The following is a 13,346-nucleotide window of genomic DNA, read 5'->3' on the forward strand; positions in this document are numbered from 1 at the left end:
TGGTTCAAACTCGATTTTCCGCTTGAGACCACGCACCGGCTCGTACACGAACCAACGAGCGTCAACGACGCTGCATGCCCCGACAACTGGCGGCGACCGTCGGCGAGTTCGCCGACACGTAGACCGGACCAGCCACGCTACATGGTTAACCAACAGAATCGGGTGAGAATGGCCGAAGGTTGGTTAAGAAGCTAGGTGAGGCTCCTAATCGGTCAGTACCGGCTGTGAAACTATCATCTGCTGAGGGGTTCAACAGAGCCTATCAGCTAATGTCTATTTTACCGATATGTGAAATTACATAGGCAAGCTACGAAAGTGAATCCACATATGGACCGGAGGACATTCGTATCGACAGCGGCAATCGCTATGAGTATATTCTCAGGTTGCCTCTCGATGTTCTCATCATCAGACTCGGACACATCTATTCCAAACATTCCAACAGGAGCGTGGACACAATACGGAGCCGACGGAGCGAATACATTCACCCCGAACGCCTCCGCTCCATCGAGTGGGAATCTCGCCTGGACATCAGATGCGTTCACGCGCTGGCAGCCCGTGGTATCTGACGGGACTGTGTATATGACGAACTTCGATCCGAGCAACGATGGGAGCGTGATCGGACTTGACGCACAGGATGGCAGTGAAGAGTGGCGAACTACCCTCAATGCCAGTGGAGATAACGGGACTGTCATCGTCGACAATCGAGTTATCGTGGCATACGATTCGGAACTTGTTGCACTTGACTCCCAGTCAGGCGAGCAGATATGGACGGAACCGATAAATCGATTCGACTTTTCGGAGCTGCTTGTCGTAGATGAAGCTACTAGGACTGTACTCGTGGCTTCTCGCGCCGGTATTGAAGCATTTAACGCAGCGAACGGGGAGAAACTGTGGGAGATCAACACGGTACGCCAAATTGCTCGTGCGCCCGCAATATACGACGGAGAGGGTTTCGTTGTTGGGTACATAGATGGTACGCCGTTCCTCGTTGCTTTCTCGCTAGAGGATGGTTCGGAACTCTGGCGAAGCGAACTCACATCTATATCTGAATCTACCCCGCCAGTTGTGACCCAAGAAAGAGTGTTTGTCTCCGAGAGTCGAGTGCTTGTTGCTTACAATAGGGAAACCGGTGACCGGTACCGTGAACTTCATTCGTTCTCGTACGACGAGGGTAAGTATGAGATCAATGGTATTGCTGCTACTGATAGTGTCGTATTCGCTACTAGCCACGATGGCGTCGTCGCAATCGATAGCGAATCTGGAACCGAACGATGGCACCGTGACGCGGTAGCTGGACACTCGGGGATTTGTGTTGGAACTGAAACGGTTGTACTCCCACTCAGAGATCCCGAATTCGCACCTAATGAGGAGACAATCAGCGCACTTGATCGTGAATCGGGAGAGATGTATTGGTACTACACATTCGATTCAAGCCCTAACGTGATGGTACCACCAGTACTGGTTGATGGAGCTGTGTTCTTCACAGCCAGCAATATGGATGGTCTCGGAGCTCTTGGTGACGTGTCCGCACAGGATAGTTGAATGATAGGGACAATGCTCCCAACTTCATACCTACAAGATCTACCGGTTAAGTAATCGTAACCGGGTCGGTCCGGTCACTGTGCATACCTACTTACCGGCTGTTTCACTGCAGATGGTAGTAATCAAGCGGTTTCTACAGAGTCGGAAAGGCTCTGGATTCCGAAGCGGCCAGATCCACCTTCGAGTGTGTCGAGCGAACTCAGGAAGAACAGTGTACAGCGTGAGCACGTCGATCAGCGAACGGTTCAGTGAACACAGTACGATGAGTTCGAATCCAGTAGTCGTCGGGCTCGACGTACGCCGACGAGAGGGGTATGTCGTTCACAGAGTCTTTTGCGTGAATGACCCCGAGATAGTTGAGTGCGAGTTGTGATGTCGGTCACAGCGCTTAGCTCCTCACGCCCACTTGTCACCCTCGCCACCCATCCAGCGGAACATGTCCGGGAACAGGATTACCAGTAGCGGTTGGGATGGATGCTACATGTTTGGACTCCGAAAACTGCTCGGTCTCGAAGGAGGCGGGGACAACTTCGACGGCTACGACGAGTACGTCCCGTCCACGTTACCCGGGCCGGGGTGGTTCCTCTCGGGCCACGACGTGTTGGTCGGCGACGAACATGTGCAGTTTCACCGGACGACGCGGGACATATTCGAGGAGCGGGAGTTGTACGACGTGTCCTTCGATTACAATATGGCGCGGCTGAATCTGGATACGCGTCACCCGAACGCCGGGTTTCGATACGCCGTGGAAGCCGGGTCCCCGTCCGTGCTGCGGGCTGAGTTGACGCCCAAGACGGAGTTTTGCCCACAGACCCTCACTATAACGAAAGGCGCGTTTCGAGCGTGGAACGGGGTTTCGGAGTCCCACGAGTACGACCTCGTCCGAATCCGCGTAGACCGGATGCACTACAAGGCTGATGCAATCAACGACATCCTTCGCCAGCAGGAGGAGTCGTATCTCCAATTCACGGGCGGACCGGACAGCCCCAGCGGAGAGCCGTCGGCTGAAACGGAGGGTACCAGCGGGGCGGCGGAACCGACCCGTTCAGAACCGCCGTTTTGAGGTCTCACGGGTCACTGTGTCGCCCCGTCCCGGCTGCTGGTGCGTCCCCGTAGGTTTGGAACCATTTCACCCGCCGCCCCCGGCTGGGAACGGGCTTTGTTACTCTCTGAGAGCAATCGGACCCGGAAAGTATTGTGAGCGGCGACGGCTATAGGCGGCCACTTACCCCATCACAACCCGTGACAACGTCAGTTCGACACGTCGACAGGGGCGCTTGGCTCAGTGTCGACGGGACCCGAGAGCTCGGTGTCAGTGAGCTCCGCCAATTGGCGGCCCCTGGGTTCTGTAGGTGTGACGTGACCGACTTCGTCACGGAGGGGTTCGTCGAAATCGGGGTCGACGGTCGAGCCGTCGAAGCGCGGCTCGAGGGCAGCTGTATTCGGTGCGGGACGGAGGGGACGACCGGCTGGGTAACGCTGGGGCGCATAGTCGACGGCAATGGGATGCAGTTCTACTCCGTTGACCGCGACGCCGTACAGTTCGTTCCCCGCCGGTGACGGGTTCGGCCGGGGGGTTCTCGGGCGGGCAGCGGTATGCGGAGCGGACCGCAGCACATGTCTTCATATCGGACGGAGAGGCGGGTTTGTTCGAACGTTCCGCCGTATTTGCGGAATCTTTTGCTTGAACGAGGGAGCGACCGGGGCATAAGCGCGGAGACAGACGTGTTCGGTCCGTATATGGATAGAGACGGCAGTCGCGGGTCACCGAAGCGTCATAGACAAGGTGAAAATAGTCCGTCAGCGGAACGCTAACCCCCGGACATCGCGAATAGACTCCTGCATGACTGCCACCAGAGAGCGAGTCATCGAGACGTTCCAGGAAGAGCACCGCCAGACCAGAGACAAATGTCTCGAACTCTCGGATGCGATAGAGGCGGGGGACCTGGACCGGGCCGAGGAGTTGGTTCGCGAGATCGATGCGGCCGCCGGGCCACACTTCCAGTACGAGGAAGACGCACTGTACCCCGCACTGATACCCTTCTTCGGCGAGGAGAAGGTCAAGGAACTGGTCGCCGAACACGACGAGGCTATCGAGGCGGCCGAGACGCTGGCCGAGCTAACCGGTCAGGACTCGCTGAGCGAGGGCGAGAAACAGGAGGCGCTGCGGGCGCTCCCAAACATTATGGTCCACGTCAGCGACTGTGACGGCCTGACCGTCTACTTGGAGAAGGCCGACGACGCGGTCTTCGAGGGCATCGCCCAGAGCATGGACGAGGCCAGCGAGCAGGGGCTGACGCTCACCGAGTACGACCGGACGGTTCGGCCGAGCCCCGAAGAGATAGTCGCCTGAACAGCCCCTCAGCTCTCACTTGCGGGGTTAGAGGCGTTGCAGATAGGAGCGGAAACGGCGAGCGACCACCACCCGATTCAGACCGATAACTCAGCATGACCGAGATATTTGTTTCACCCCAGCGTGTCTCGGCGCGGGACGATTTGACCGTGGTTGACGTCCGTCGAGAGTGGGACTACGCGAACGACCACATCCCCGGTGCGGTCCACGTCCCGTTCGAGCGGTTCCGCGATTCCGGCGACGCGATGGAGGGGACGCTCCCGACGCCGACAGCGTTCGGGTCGCTACTGGGCGGGGCGGGCATCGAACCCCGCGACCGAATCGTGGCCTACGACGGCGGTCGCGGCGTCTACGCGTCGCGCCTGCTCGTCACGGCGGAAGTTCTCGGACACGACCCCGACAGGCTACATCTCATGGACGGTGACATCCGAGCGTGGCGCCGGAATCACGAGACGACCGACGCCGTTCCGGACACGGAAACGGCGGAATACGTCTGTGAGCCGCGGGCCGACGGAGCGCTCATAGGCGCGGATGAACTCGAAGACGCACTGGACAGTGACGCCGTCGTCGTGGACACGCGGGACCCGGTCGAGTACGATACGGTCCACCTCCCGGGGGCCGTGAACCTCCAGTGGCGGACACTCGTCGACGACGAGACACGGCGGCTCAGGCCCCGCGACGAGCTCGAATCGATCCTGCAGGCCCACGGATTGCACCCCGACAGGCCGGTCAGACTCTACTGCAACACGGGTCGCCGGCTGAGTTTCGTCTATACGGTGTTGCTGGAACTGGGCTACGAGGACATCGGTTTTTACGAGGGCGGTATCGAGGCGTGGGCGGAGCACGGCGGTCCGGTCGAGACGACATCGTAGAGCATCTCGACGTATCGGCGGCGCTCACTCGCCCGCGGTGTGAGGATACCCACTGGACGCTGTCCTCGGCCACCTACGGGGAGACTGCGATGGTGACGGACGGCGGGATGCCGCCTGCGGCGACGGTCGGGCCGCGGTCTGCCCGCAGGCGGGCATCGGTTCCGGGTCGTTCGCCCGTATCCGACTCGTTCCGTCACTGGGGGCCGGAATCACCCGCTCCAGCCCGCCTGTAATTGACCGCGACGAGTCCGGACAACACCGTCAATACGAGGAGCTTGAACGCGATGAGATGACCGACCCGGGAGCCGAGCAGTGCCGACGGGGCGAGCCCGACGAGACGGTCGGTCTGATACGCGCCGCTGGCCACCAAGAGGACGATGATAGCGGGGAGGTGACGACGGAACCTCCGGGCCTGCGACTTGACCGGGCCCGCGGCAGCAGGGCGGGCTCGTACCGCGGGGAGGACGACGAGGTTGTGCCAGACGGCCCCGCCGACCCACAGCGAGAACGCCCCGACGTGAGCGACCCGCACTATCCAGTCGAGGGGCGATGTTCCCGTTTCGAGCCACGCAAAGCCGCCGAGCGAGACGGAAGCGAGGACCAGCAGCCCGGTCCTGAGCGCGGTCTGCCGGCGGGGAGACGCGTCGGTCGGCCACCGGATGGCGACCCAGAGAGCCACGGCACAGACGAGCCCGGAAGCGAGTGTCACGCCGCCGATGCCGAACGAGCCGTCGCGCACGTCGAGGGCGAGATACGCAATTCCGGAGAGGAACACGCCCCAGACCGCCGTCGCTTCGATTCGTTCCCAGCGGTCCCCGACGTATCGACAGTATTCGGAGTGTTCGAACTCGCCTCGGTCAAAGAGCGCGACCCGCCAGTAGAGCCCCCCGACGAGCAGCCCGACTGAAACGACGAGTAGCCACGTAACGGCCCGGTTCACTGGAGAGTCGGTAACGTGAGTGATCCAGGTACCGGTGAAAGAGCCGCCCAACAGCAGCCCGAGAACGGCTCGCGGTTGTATCCCTTTCGCGGGGAGGCCCCTCCTCAACTGCGAGAGCCGACCGTTTTCATCCATATCTGTGGGCGGATGTTTAGGCCCCCCTAAACTAAATGATGCAGGCGGACATCTTCGGCTGGCGAGTAGCCGACGACGGGGCGAAGGAGTTCGGGCATACGTTTTCAAAGGTAGGTGACAAATAGAGCGATATGTCCTCAGAACCGGACCCGAGACCCTCGGCGTCGCGTCCGCAGTCGCTGGCGGACACCGAGCGGGGCATAGCGCGCTACCTCTTTGCGATTTCCGTCCTTTCCGGGCCCGACTCGGACAGGGTCACGACCGGCGAGCTACAGGAGTATCTGAACGTGGCCCCGGCTAGCGCCACCGAGATGGTAGCGAAGCTCGACGAGCGAGGGTTAGTCGAGTACGAGAAGTACCAAGGGGTGCAGCTCACAGACCGAGGGGGAGCACTCGCGTCAGCGGCCGGCTGGCGGTTTTGCGTCGTTTCGACCTTTTTCGAATCGGTGCTGGATATGACGGTGGCCGACCAGACGGCGTTCGATATCGGATACGCGCTACCGAAAGACGGCGTGTCCCGCCTCCGGGCCCTCGTCGATTCGGCCTGTCTCGAACTCTGTCCGACGGCAGACGACGGCTCGGAACCGTGTGTAGCCTGAGTTGGGCGATTTCCTAGTCGGGACACCGTTATCCACCGACCGAACGACTATCCTGCCGACCAGTCTGTCGAGACGTGCGACTCGACTGCTGACCGCTCTACAGTCTTTCCGGAACTCCCAAGAACAACGGGGTTACCTGGAACAGAACCACACGATGGCGGCTGAATCGGTAAAAGAGACGGGCCGTAGCTTCGCAGTTTCCGGAAAGCACCCAGCCACCAGCAATATACCGTTCTTGACACCCAATCGACTGAGCACTCCATGATGGTTGAGCACTGGGGCGAAATGTACGGCCGGAGTTTCTGCGACCCAATCTGTTTCAGCCCCACTCGCGTTCCAGTGTATGATACGATTCTTTGAGCCGCTCCGTATACGCAGATTCGGACCACGTCTCCCAGCTATATTCGGAGGTATTCAGCTCACCACTCGTTAGCCCCGGGATTGCGTGGGTGATGTTTGTCTCCCCAGAAACGCCCTGTGCCTGTCCGTCTCCATCCGGACGGTACGTAGCAGCGCCGACAGTAACCGATTCGAACGACACCGTGGCAAGCCCATCCTCCCAGTCCGAGGCAATGCGCTGTTTCGTTGATGGATCAGCGACGTTCAGCAGCACCCACGGGAGTCTGACCTCAATTGTTCGCGCTGAGTGGTCCACATGGACATCCGTTAGCGAATCGTATACCGCTGCAGAAGGATCCCCGTTTCCGTAGGTGAGCTGTCCGGTTTCGACTGACTCGAACGGGACTTCTTCGCCGGTTGGCGGAACTGTGTAGCCGAGATTAATCGGTTCCCGAACGGGAACGAAACCAGCGTTTCCGTTTTGATAGTCCGCAATCGGAAGGCCGGCGGGGGTACCGAATTCACGGGCGAAGGCGTCGTACGAGGACTCTACTAACATTCTGGAGTTAGATTCGCCGGCCAAGTGGACCACGAAATCGGCGACTGCCGTCGCAGCCGTATGTAACGGCAGTGGAGTCGATTCGCCGCGGAGCCCGACCGTAAGCAGGAGATTCACTTGGTCCCACGCAACCGGTTCGGACATCTCTTGGAGCATGAGCCGTAGTTCCAGCCCTTCTGCGCTGTGAGAAACACGCAGCTCTTCGAGCTGTCTGACAGGGTCAACACCCGCGGTTGTCGCCGGCTCACTGACTGCTGCATCGCTCCACTCCGACGCGTTGCCGGACAGCGAAATGGCGTTATCGGGGTCGAACGCGAGCAGTCCGAACCGCTGTTCGGGCGTTTGGATATTCGACCAGTAGGGCCGCCGGCCCGGAACCGACCGGGCGTCGAGATTCCACGTGCGTTTGAACCACTCGTTTTGCCACGTGAACGCGATACCACCGGCGGTATCTGCTTCGATGATGTCCTCATACATCGCCGAAACGATCTCGCCTTGGGCCTGTTCTGTGTGCTGGCCCTGGTCGCGGCCGTGTACATCGCGGTGGGCGATACCACGGGAACTGGGCACGCCGAACTCGGCGATCAGGAGCGGCAGATCGGTCGCGCTGGCGAGGTCGTTCAGGTAGCCAGCGTAGCTATTCGCCTCGCCGCGGTGGTCGACGTAGTTGACGTACTCCGGTGTCTCGTTGAGCAAGTCCGGATAATACGGGTAGACGTGGTAAGCTGCGAACGTGCCGGGCGTAAACGCGTCGGTCGTCGACACCGTATCCGGGTCGATACTGACGGCGTCTTCGGAGACGAACGGCTCGTAGGGGTGCTCCAGCGGGTCAGTCGTAACCCAGTTGACGAAGCCGACCGGCGACTGTGTGCCGTACGTTTCGGTTTCATGGGCGACGATGCTTTCTAACCGCTCGGTGAGCCACCGCTCGAACGCGCTCCCCTCGCTTTCGAGATAGGACCCGGCAAAGCTGCCAGCACCGATTGCTTCGTTCGTCGTACTGACAATGTCCGGCGGCCATTCGATACCGAACAGGTACCCGAGGAGTGCATCGTGAACGTCCGCGTCGTACGTTCCACTCGCGTGTCCACGCCGGTCCGGCAACGTCGCGTCGCCATGGACGACATCAACAGTCCGCTCGATTTCCTGATCGACCATCCCGGAGATAGCGGTCGCATCGCTCGCCTGAACCAACGGGTCGTGTGGCACCCACGTCCCTTGCAACAGATACAGTGGGTCAGTTGTCCCAGCGTTGTAGTCCGCCAGCGCGCGGTAGAACGCGGGCGGATGAATTGTATACGTCCGTATCACGTTAGCAATCGCCCCGATATGGGCGATCCATCGGTCGTACTCGTCGCGGGTTATCGCGGCGGAGCCCGGAAAGTACCCAGGCTTTGCCATTCCAATATTCAAGCCGCGGGCGGTCAGGGACTCGTATCCGTCGTCGGTACGGCGTTCGAACCCATCATCACGAACACGAAACACCGGCTGTTCGGTGTCGCCGGTCGAGCGACGTGACGACCGGTCACTGCCACTTGTCGTGCGAGCGGGTGTCCCGTCGCTATTGTCGCTCTGACAACCGGCACCCCCTACGGCTCCGGATACGCCCAGTGTTGCGAGAAATCGGCGCCGATGCATACTGGTTTTCTGGGTTCTGTAGTGATTACTTTGTTGCCAATCAATATCTGGCTTGATAGATGGCAACTACTCATCAGATGCATTTTTACGCTGTGCCACTCTTTATTTACTAAAGATGGGCGGGGAGATACTCGTTGTCGATGACGACGAAGTAATTCGACAGTTACTCTCCCACCGGTTGCGCAGCGCCGGATACGATGTTCGGGTCTGTGAGGACGGTCGTGCCGCCGCAGATCTATTCGATGACGGATACGAGCCCTCGCTGGCGATATTCGACGTTATGATGCCGCGTCTCGACGGAACCCGGTTGTTGCGGATGGTACGGTCGGGCGAGTTGGCCGTGCGCTCGGACCTGCCGGTGGTGATGCTCACCTCCCGTGGCCAGGAAGAGCATGTATTAGAAGGATTTGATTCCGGCGCAGACGATTACGTAACGAAGCCGTTTCGAGCACAGGAACTGCTTGCACGTGTCCGGAGACACGCGGATGGGTGACCCTGGGTGATGATGATGCAGGGCAACGTGGCCCTATTTGGCCAGACGGTTCCAGTGACGGTTATCTTGACTGTCTTGGGGTTGCTCGTGGGAATCGGGTTAGTCGTCTCGTTCGCGCTCACCATGGGCCTGTCCAGTTATCTCGCCTTCGTTGCCGACCGACGTGAAGACGTGCGGTCTGATCTCCAGTCAGAGCTGCTCAACCGCGCATTTGGGGAAGATCCAGACTGGGACGGCTGGGTCGACAGCCTCTCCGACCGGGAGCGCCACGTCGTGACAGAGCTACTGGGAGAGTATCTTCGGGAGTTAAACGGTAGCGAGGCCGAGCCCCTCAGAGATCTCGGGACCGTCCTCGGTCTCCCCAAACAGGCACAGCGGGATCTTGAACGCGGACACATGTATGAGCGACTCCAAGCGCTCACCTGGCTGATACGGCTGAAACAGCCGGAACCGTACTTTGCTGCGTCGTACGAACCGTCGACACCTGCCGAACAAGCCGCTGTCGCACGCCTGCTATACGAGACCGACGCACTTGCTAGCCCGGCAGAGGGCTTGGAGATACTGCTGGCTGAGGCAAGCCAGGAATTCAGTGTCTTCGGGCAGGATACGCTATTTCGGCTCGCCAGCGAGGCGCCGGACGAGATGTTTGCCCTCGCTATCGAACGGTATCAGACGTGGTCGCCGGCACTGTTAGCACAGGTACTGCTCGTCTGTGGCCAGCTTGGGACCAGCATTCGGGCCGGAGATATTGCGTGGGTGACGGCCAGCCTGGACCACGAGGACGAAGGCGTGAGAGCCGCGGCGGCGCGCGCACTGGGCAGCTTCGGCTGGAAGCCACAGCTTAGGGACTCGATGTTTCTTGCTCGGTCGACTGCTGACCCGTCGTCACGTGTTCGTGGGGCGGTATACGAGATGTTGGGCGAGTGGGGGGATGAAGAAGCACTGACAGTCCTCCTCTATGCCCTCGTCTCGGAGGACGATCCCCGCGCACTGGTTCGGGGGACAAACGCACTCGTCCGCCGACGGGACCGAATCGATACCGGTGCGCCGGCAATCCTCGGTCCCGCATGGGCCTGGAGTAGCGAGCAAGCATCGTACGATACCGTCGCACGGGGCCGGACAGGGACTGTGGAGGGATAATCGAAATGCACTCGCCCGCCCATATCGTGGTTCAACTGCTCGGCGCCACGGGTGTGTTCGTCCTCGGATACTACGCACTCGTCAACGCCTATTACCTCTGTATCCACATTTTAGCGCTCTTCGAACTACGCGATAACGTCCGTGAAGCGAGCTGGGAGCAGCCGTTCAGACGGTTTTCGAGCCCGTTCTACCCCGGCATCGCACTCGTCGTTCCGGCCTACAACGAGGAAGCGACGATTCGGGAGAGCGTCCAATCGATGCTGTCACTGAACTACCCGGAGCTGGAGGTCGTCGTCGTCAACGACGGTTCGACCGATGCAACGCTCGATCGACTAATCGAGCGGTTCGACTTAGAACCACTCGACGCCGAGGTTCCGTTCGACGTGCCGGCCGAGGAGATACACGAGACGTACCGGTCGACACGCTACGAGGAACTCTTCGTCGTGGACAAGGCAAATGGCGGGAAAAGCGACGCGCTCAATGCCGGAATCTGGCTCACCGAGATGCCGTTGTTCTGTGCCGTCGATTCGGACACCCTCATCGACCGGGACGCACTTCTCCAAATTGTCAAACCGTTTGTCAAGCGGCCGGGGACAACGGTAGCGACTGGGGGGGTAATCCGGGTTGCAAATAACTGTATCGTCGAAGATGGCCTCGTGAAGGAAGTAAACCTCCCCAAGACGGGACTGCCGGGACTACAGGTCATGGAATATCTCCGAGCGTTCTATTCGGGCCGGCTAGGTCTCAACCGAATCAATGGGCTTATCCTCATCTCCGGCGCGTTTGGCCTGTTCCGGACCGATGTCGTCCGTGAAATCGGCGGATATCGGCACGATACGATCACGGAGGATTTCGATATCATCGTTAGACTCCACCGATATCTCACTGACGAGGACCGAGAGTACACGGTCGATTTCGTACCCGAACCCGTCGCTTGGACCGAAGTCCCGGCTAGCCGGCAGATGCTGGGTCGACAGCGTCGCCGCTGGTTCCGCGGCATGGTCGAAACCGTAGTGACGAACCGAAAGATGCTGTTCAGACGAAAGTACGGGCGGGTCGGGACAATCATCTTTCCGTTCTTCGTCGCCGCCGAGATGTTCGGCCCGCTCATCGAAGGACTAGGATACATTATTCTCCCGATTGCGGTGTACTTTGACGTACTGCAGATCGAGTTTTTCATTATGTTTTTCCTCTTGACGACTGGGTTCGGTATCTTCCTCTCGTGGTTCGGTGTGTTCAGCGAGGTGTGGAGCTTTAACCGCTACAAGGAGCCCAGACAGGTCCTTCGGTTGCTCTGGTACGGTGTATTGGAGAACTTCGGGTACCGGCAGTGGAAGACCGTCGTCGCATGGCAGGGACTGTTCGAGTACCTTCGCGGCGTCGACAGCTGGGGAGTCATGGAGCGTGGTGGGTTCAGTTCTGAAAGCGAGGAAGATATTTGAGACACGAGGTGTTTTCGTAATTATGGCACAGAACTCCAGCGGGTATTTTCAGGACCTATATGAGGTAGGGGCTGACCGGTCCCTGTCGCTCGAGGAGAAGATCGAACGAGCGATAACGATCGGACGGGACCGGCTGGACCTGGCTTACGGAGTGCTTTCGTACACCGCTGCAGGCGAGTACGAAGTGGTCGACTCGACGATTGAGAGCGGCGAGTACGCTGCTGGGACAGTGTACGAGCTGGAAGAGACGTGGTGTCGACACGTCGTAGAGAACCGTGAGATCCTCGTGGTTTCGGATGCGGATGCGTCCCGATATGCCGAAGATATCGCCCGAAAGTCTACGGGATTGCAGTGCTACATCGGGGCGCCAATCCTCGTTGATGGCGAAACATACGGTACGCTCTGTTACTCGGACGAGACACCGCGTAACCGGGACTTCGACGAAAACGAACAGCAGTTTGTCCAGCTTCTCACCCAGTGGATCGGCTACGAAATCGAACGCGAGAAACACTACCAGACAGTCGAGTCGCAAAACGAGCGACTCGACGAATTCGCCGGCGTACTTGCCCACGACATTCGGAATCCGCTCACTGCCGCCATTGGCTATACCGAGTATGCTATGGAAACAGCGCCCGACCGAATCGAGACGCACTTAGAGACAGTGTTACAGTCGCTTGACCGAATCGAGACCCTCATCACCAACACCCTTTCGCTGGCTCGCGAGGGGGCCGATGTCGGTGAACGCGAGCCAGTTAAACTCGAAACCGTTGCGCAGGAAGCCTGGGACATGGTCTCACCAGCGAACGCCACGCTGTCAGTGGTCGATACGTACACACTCATGGCGGACGAGTCACGGCTGAGACAGTTATTCGAGAACCTGTTTCGAAACGTTGCGGAACACTGTGGCGACGACGTGACGGTCACTGTACGCGGAACGGACACCGGGTTCGAAGTTAGCAACGACGGCCCCGAGATGCCCGAATCGGTCACAGAGTCGCTTTTCGGTGGCTCGTTTGGAGCGGACCGCATCGGACTCGGCCTGCTCATTGTAGAGCGAGTTGTCTCCGGTCACGGGTGGGGCGGGACGATAGAATCGACACCCGAAGAGACACGATTTATTTTTTCGGGCGTGGGTGAAGCGACGAGCGCGGGGGAAGTTGTTTAGTAGCTTTCCGGCGGCCGTTCGAGAATCTCAAATATTTCCTTTGTACGATACTCTCGATTCCGATTCCAACCGGTCACTTCCCCGAAGACACCATCGTCTGGCCTGATTCAACCGCTCGATATGCGGTCG

Annotated in this window: 12 protein-coding genes; 10 read left to right on the forward strand and 2 right to left on the reverse strand. The window is 59.4% G+C overall.

The genetic code is table 11. The features are described 5' to 3' along the window. The first annotated feature begins 393 nt into the window (after positions 1–393). The 5 genes from NJQ98_RS06250 to NJQ98_RS06270 all read left to right on the forward strand — a co-directional run bounded on the left by NJQ98_RS06250 (position 394) and on the right by NJQ98_RS06270 (position 4,767). Complete coding sequence (locus NJQ98_RS06250; protein WP_262177067.1) at positions 394–1,542, forward strand: outer membrane protein assembly factor BamB family protein; 1,149 nt, start codon at positions 394–396, stop codon at positions 1,540–1,542. A 481-nt stretch (positions 1,543–2,023) separates the two neighbouring features. Then, positions 2,024–2,605: a DUF7998 family protein gene (locus NJQ98_RS06255; RefSeq protein ID WP_262177071.1), complete on the forward strand. Its 582-nt coding sequence runs from the start codon at positions 2,024–2,026 to the stop codon at positions 2,603–2,605. Between the two features lie 179 nt (positions 2,606–2,784). Beyond that, positions 2,785–3,102: a DUF8134 family protein gene (locus tag NJQ98_RS19205; RefSeq protein WP_489146073.1), complete on the forward strand. Its 318-nt coding sequence runs from the start codon at positions 2,785–2,787 to the stop codon at positions 3,100–3,102. Positions 3,103–3,385: 283 nt separating this feature from the next. Continuing rightward, positions 3,386–3,895: a hemerythrin domain-containing protein gene (locus NJQ98_RS06265; protein ID WP_262177076.1), complete on the forward strand. Its 510-nt coding sequence runs from the start codon at positions 3,386–3,388 to the stop codon at positions 3,893–3,895. Between the two features lie 95 nt (positions 3,896–3,990). Further along, positions 3,991–4,767, forward strand: a complete 777-nt coding sequence (locus tag NJQ98_RS06270; RefSeq protein WP_262177078.1) for a sulfurtransferase — start codon at positions 3,991–3,993, stop codon at positions 4,765–4,767. A gap of 193 nt (positions 4,768–4,960) precedes the next feature. On the opposite strand, the gene NJQ98_RS06275 is transcribed toward NJQ98_RS06270, so the two are convergent. After that, on the reverse strand, positions 4,961–5,707 hold the full coding sequence (locus NJQ98_RS06275; protein WP_262177081.1) for a hypothetical protein: 747 nt from the start codon (positions 5,705–5,707) through the stop codon (positions 4,961–4,963). Positions 5,708–5,973: 266 nt separating this feature from the next. Between NJQ98_RS06275 and NJQ98_RS06280 the strand changes: the two genes are divergently transcribed. Then, complete coding sequence (locus tag NJQ98_RS06280; RefSeq protein ID WP_262177085.1) at positions 5,974–6,441, forward strand: metal-dependent transcriptional regulator; 468 nt, start codon at positions 5,974–5,976, stop codon at positions 6,439–6,441. A gap of 319 nt (positions 6,442–6,760) precedes the next feature. Here the strand turns inward: NJQ98_RS06280 and NJQ98_RS06285 are convergent, their stop codons facing one another. After that, positions 6,761–8,977 carry a hypothetical protein gene (locus NJQ98_RS06285; protein WP_262177087.1) on the reverse strand — a complete coding sequence of 739 codons (2,217 nt, stop codon included), beginning with the start codon at positions 8,975–8,977 and terminating at the stop codon, positions 6,761–6,763. A 115-nt stretch (positions 8,978–9,092) separates the two neighbouring features. Between NJQ98_RS06285 and NJQ98_RS06290 the strand changes: the two genes are divergently transcribed. Genes NJQ98_RS06290 through NJQ98_RS06305 form a run of 4 tightly spaced genes read left to right on the forward strand, consistent with a single transcriptional unit; the run spans position 9,093 to position 13,217 of the window. Then, positions 9,093–9,470, forward strand: a complete 378-nt coding sequence (locus tag NJQ98_RS06290; protein ID WP_262177090.1) for a response regulator transcription factor — start codon at positions 9,093–9,095, stop codon at positions 9,468–9,470. Between the two features lie 9 nt (positions 9,471–9,479). Beyond that, entirely contained in the window at positions 9,480–10,610 is a 1,131-nt protein-coding gene (locus NJQ98_RS06295) for a HEAT repeat domain-containing protein (protein WP_262177092.1), read from the forward strand. A 5-nt stretch (positions 10,611–10,615) separates the two neighbouring features. Next, positions 10,616–12,052 (forward strand): glycosyltransferase family 2 protein, encoded by a 1,437-nt coding sequence (locus tag NJQ98_RS06300; protein WP_262177095.1) that lies wholly within the window; start codon positions 10,616–10,618, stop codon positions 12,050–12,052. Positions 12,053–12,074: 22 nt separating this feature from the next. Continuing rightward, positions 12,075–13,217, forward strand: coding sequence for a GAF domain-containing sensor histidine kinase (locus tag NJQ98_RS06305; RefSeq protein ID WP_262177098.1), 1,143 nt, complete (start codon positions 12,075–12,077; stop codon positions 13,215–13,217). The last annotated feature ends 129 nt before the right edge of the window (positions 13,218–13,346 follow it).

Source organism: Haloarcula laminariae (assembly GCF_025457605.1).
GTDB classification, from domain to species: Archaea; Halobacteriota; Halobacteria; order Halobacteriales; family Haloarculaceae; genus Haloarcula; species Haloarcula laminariae.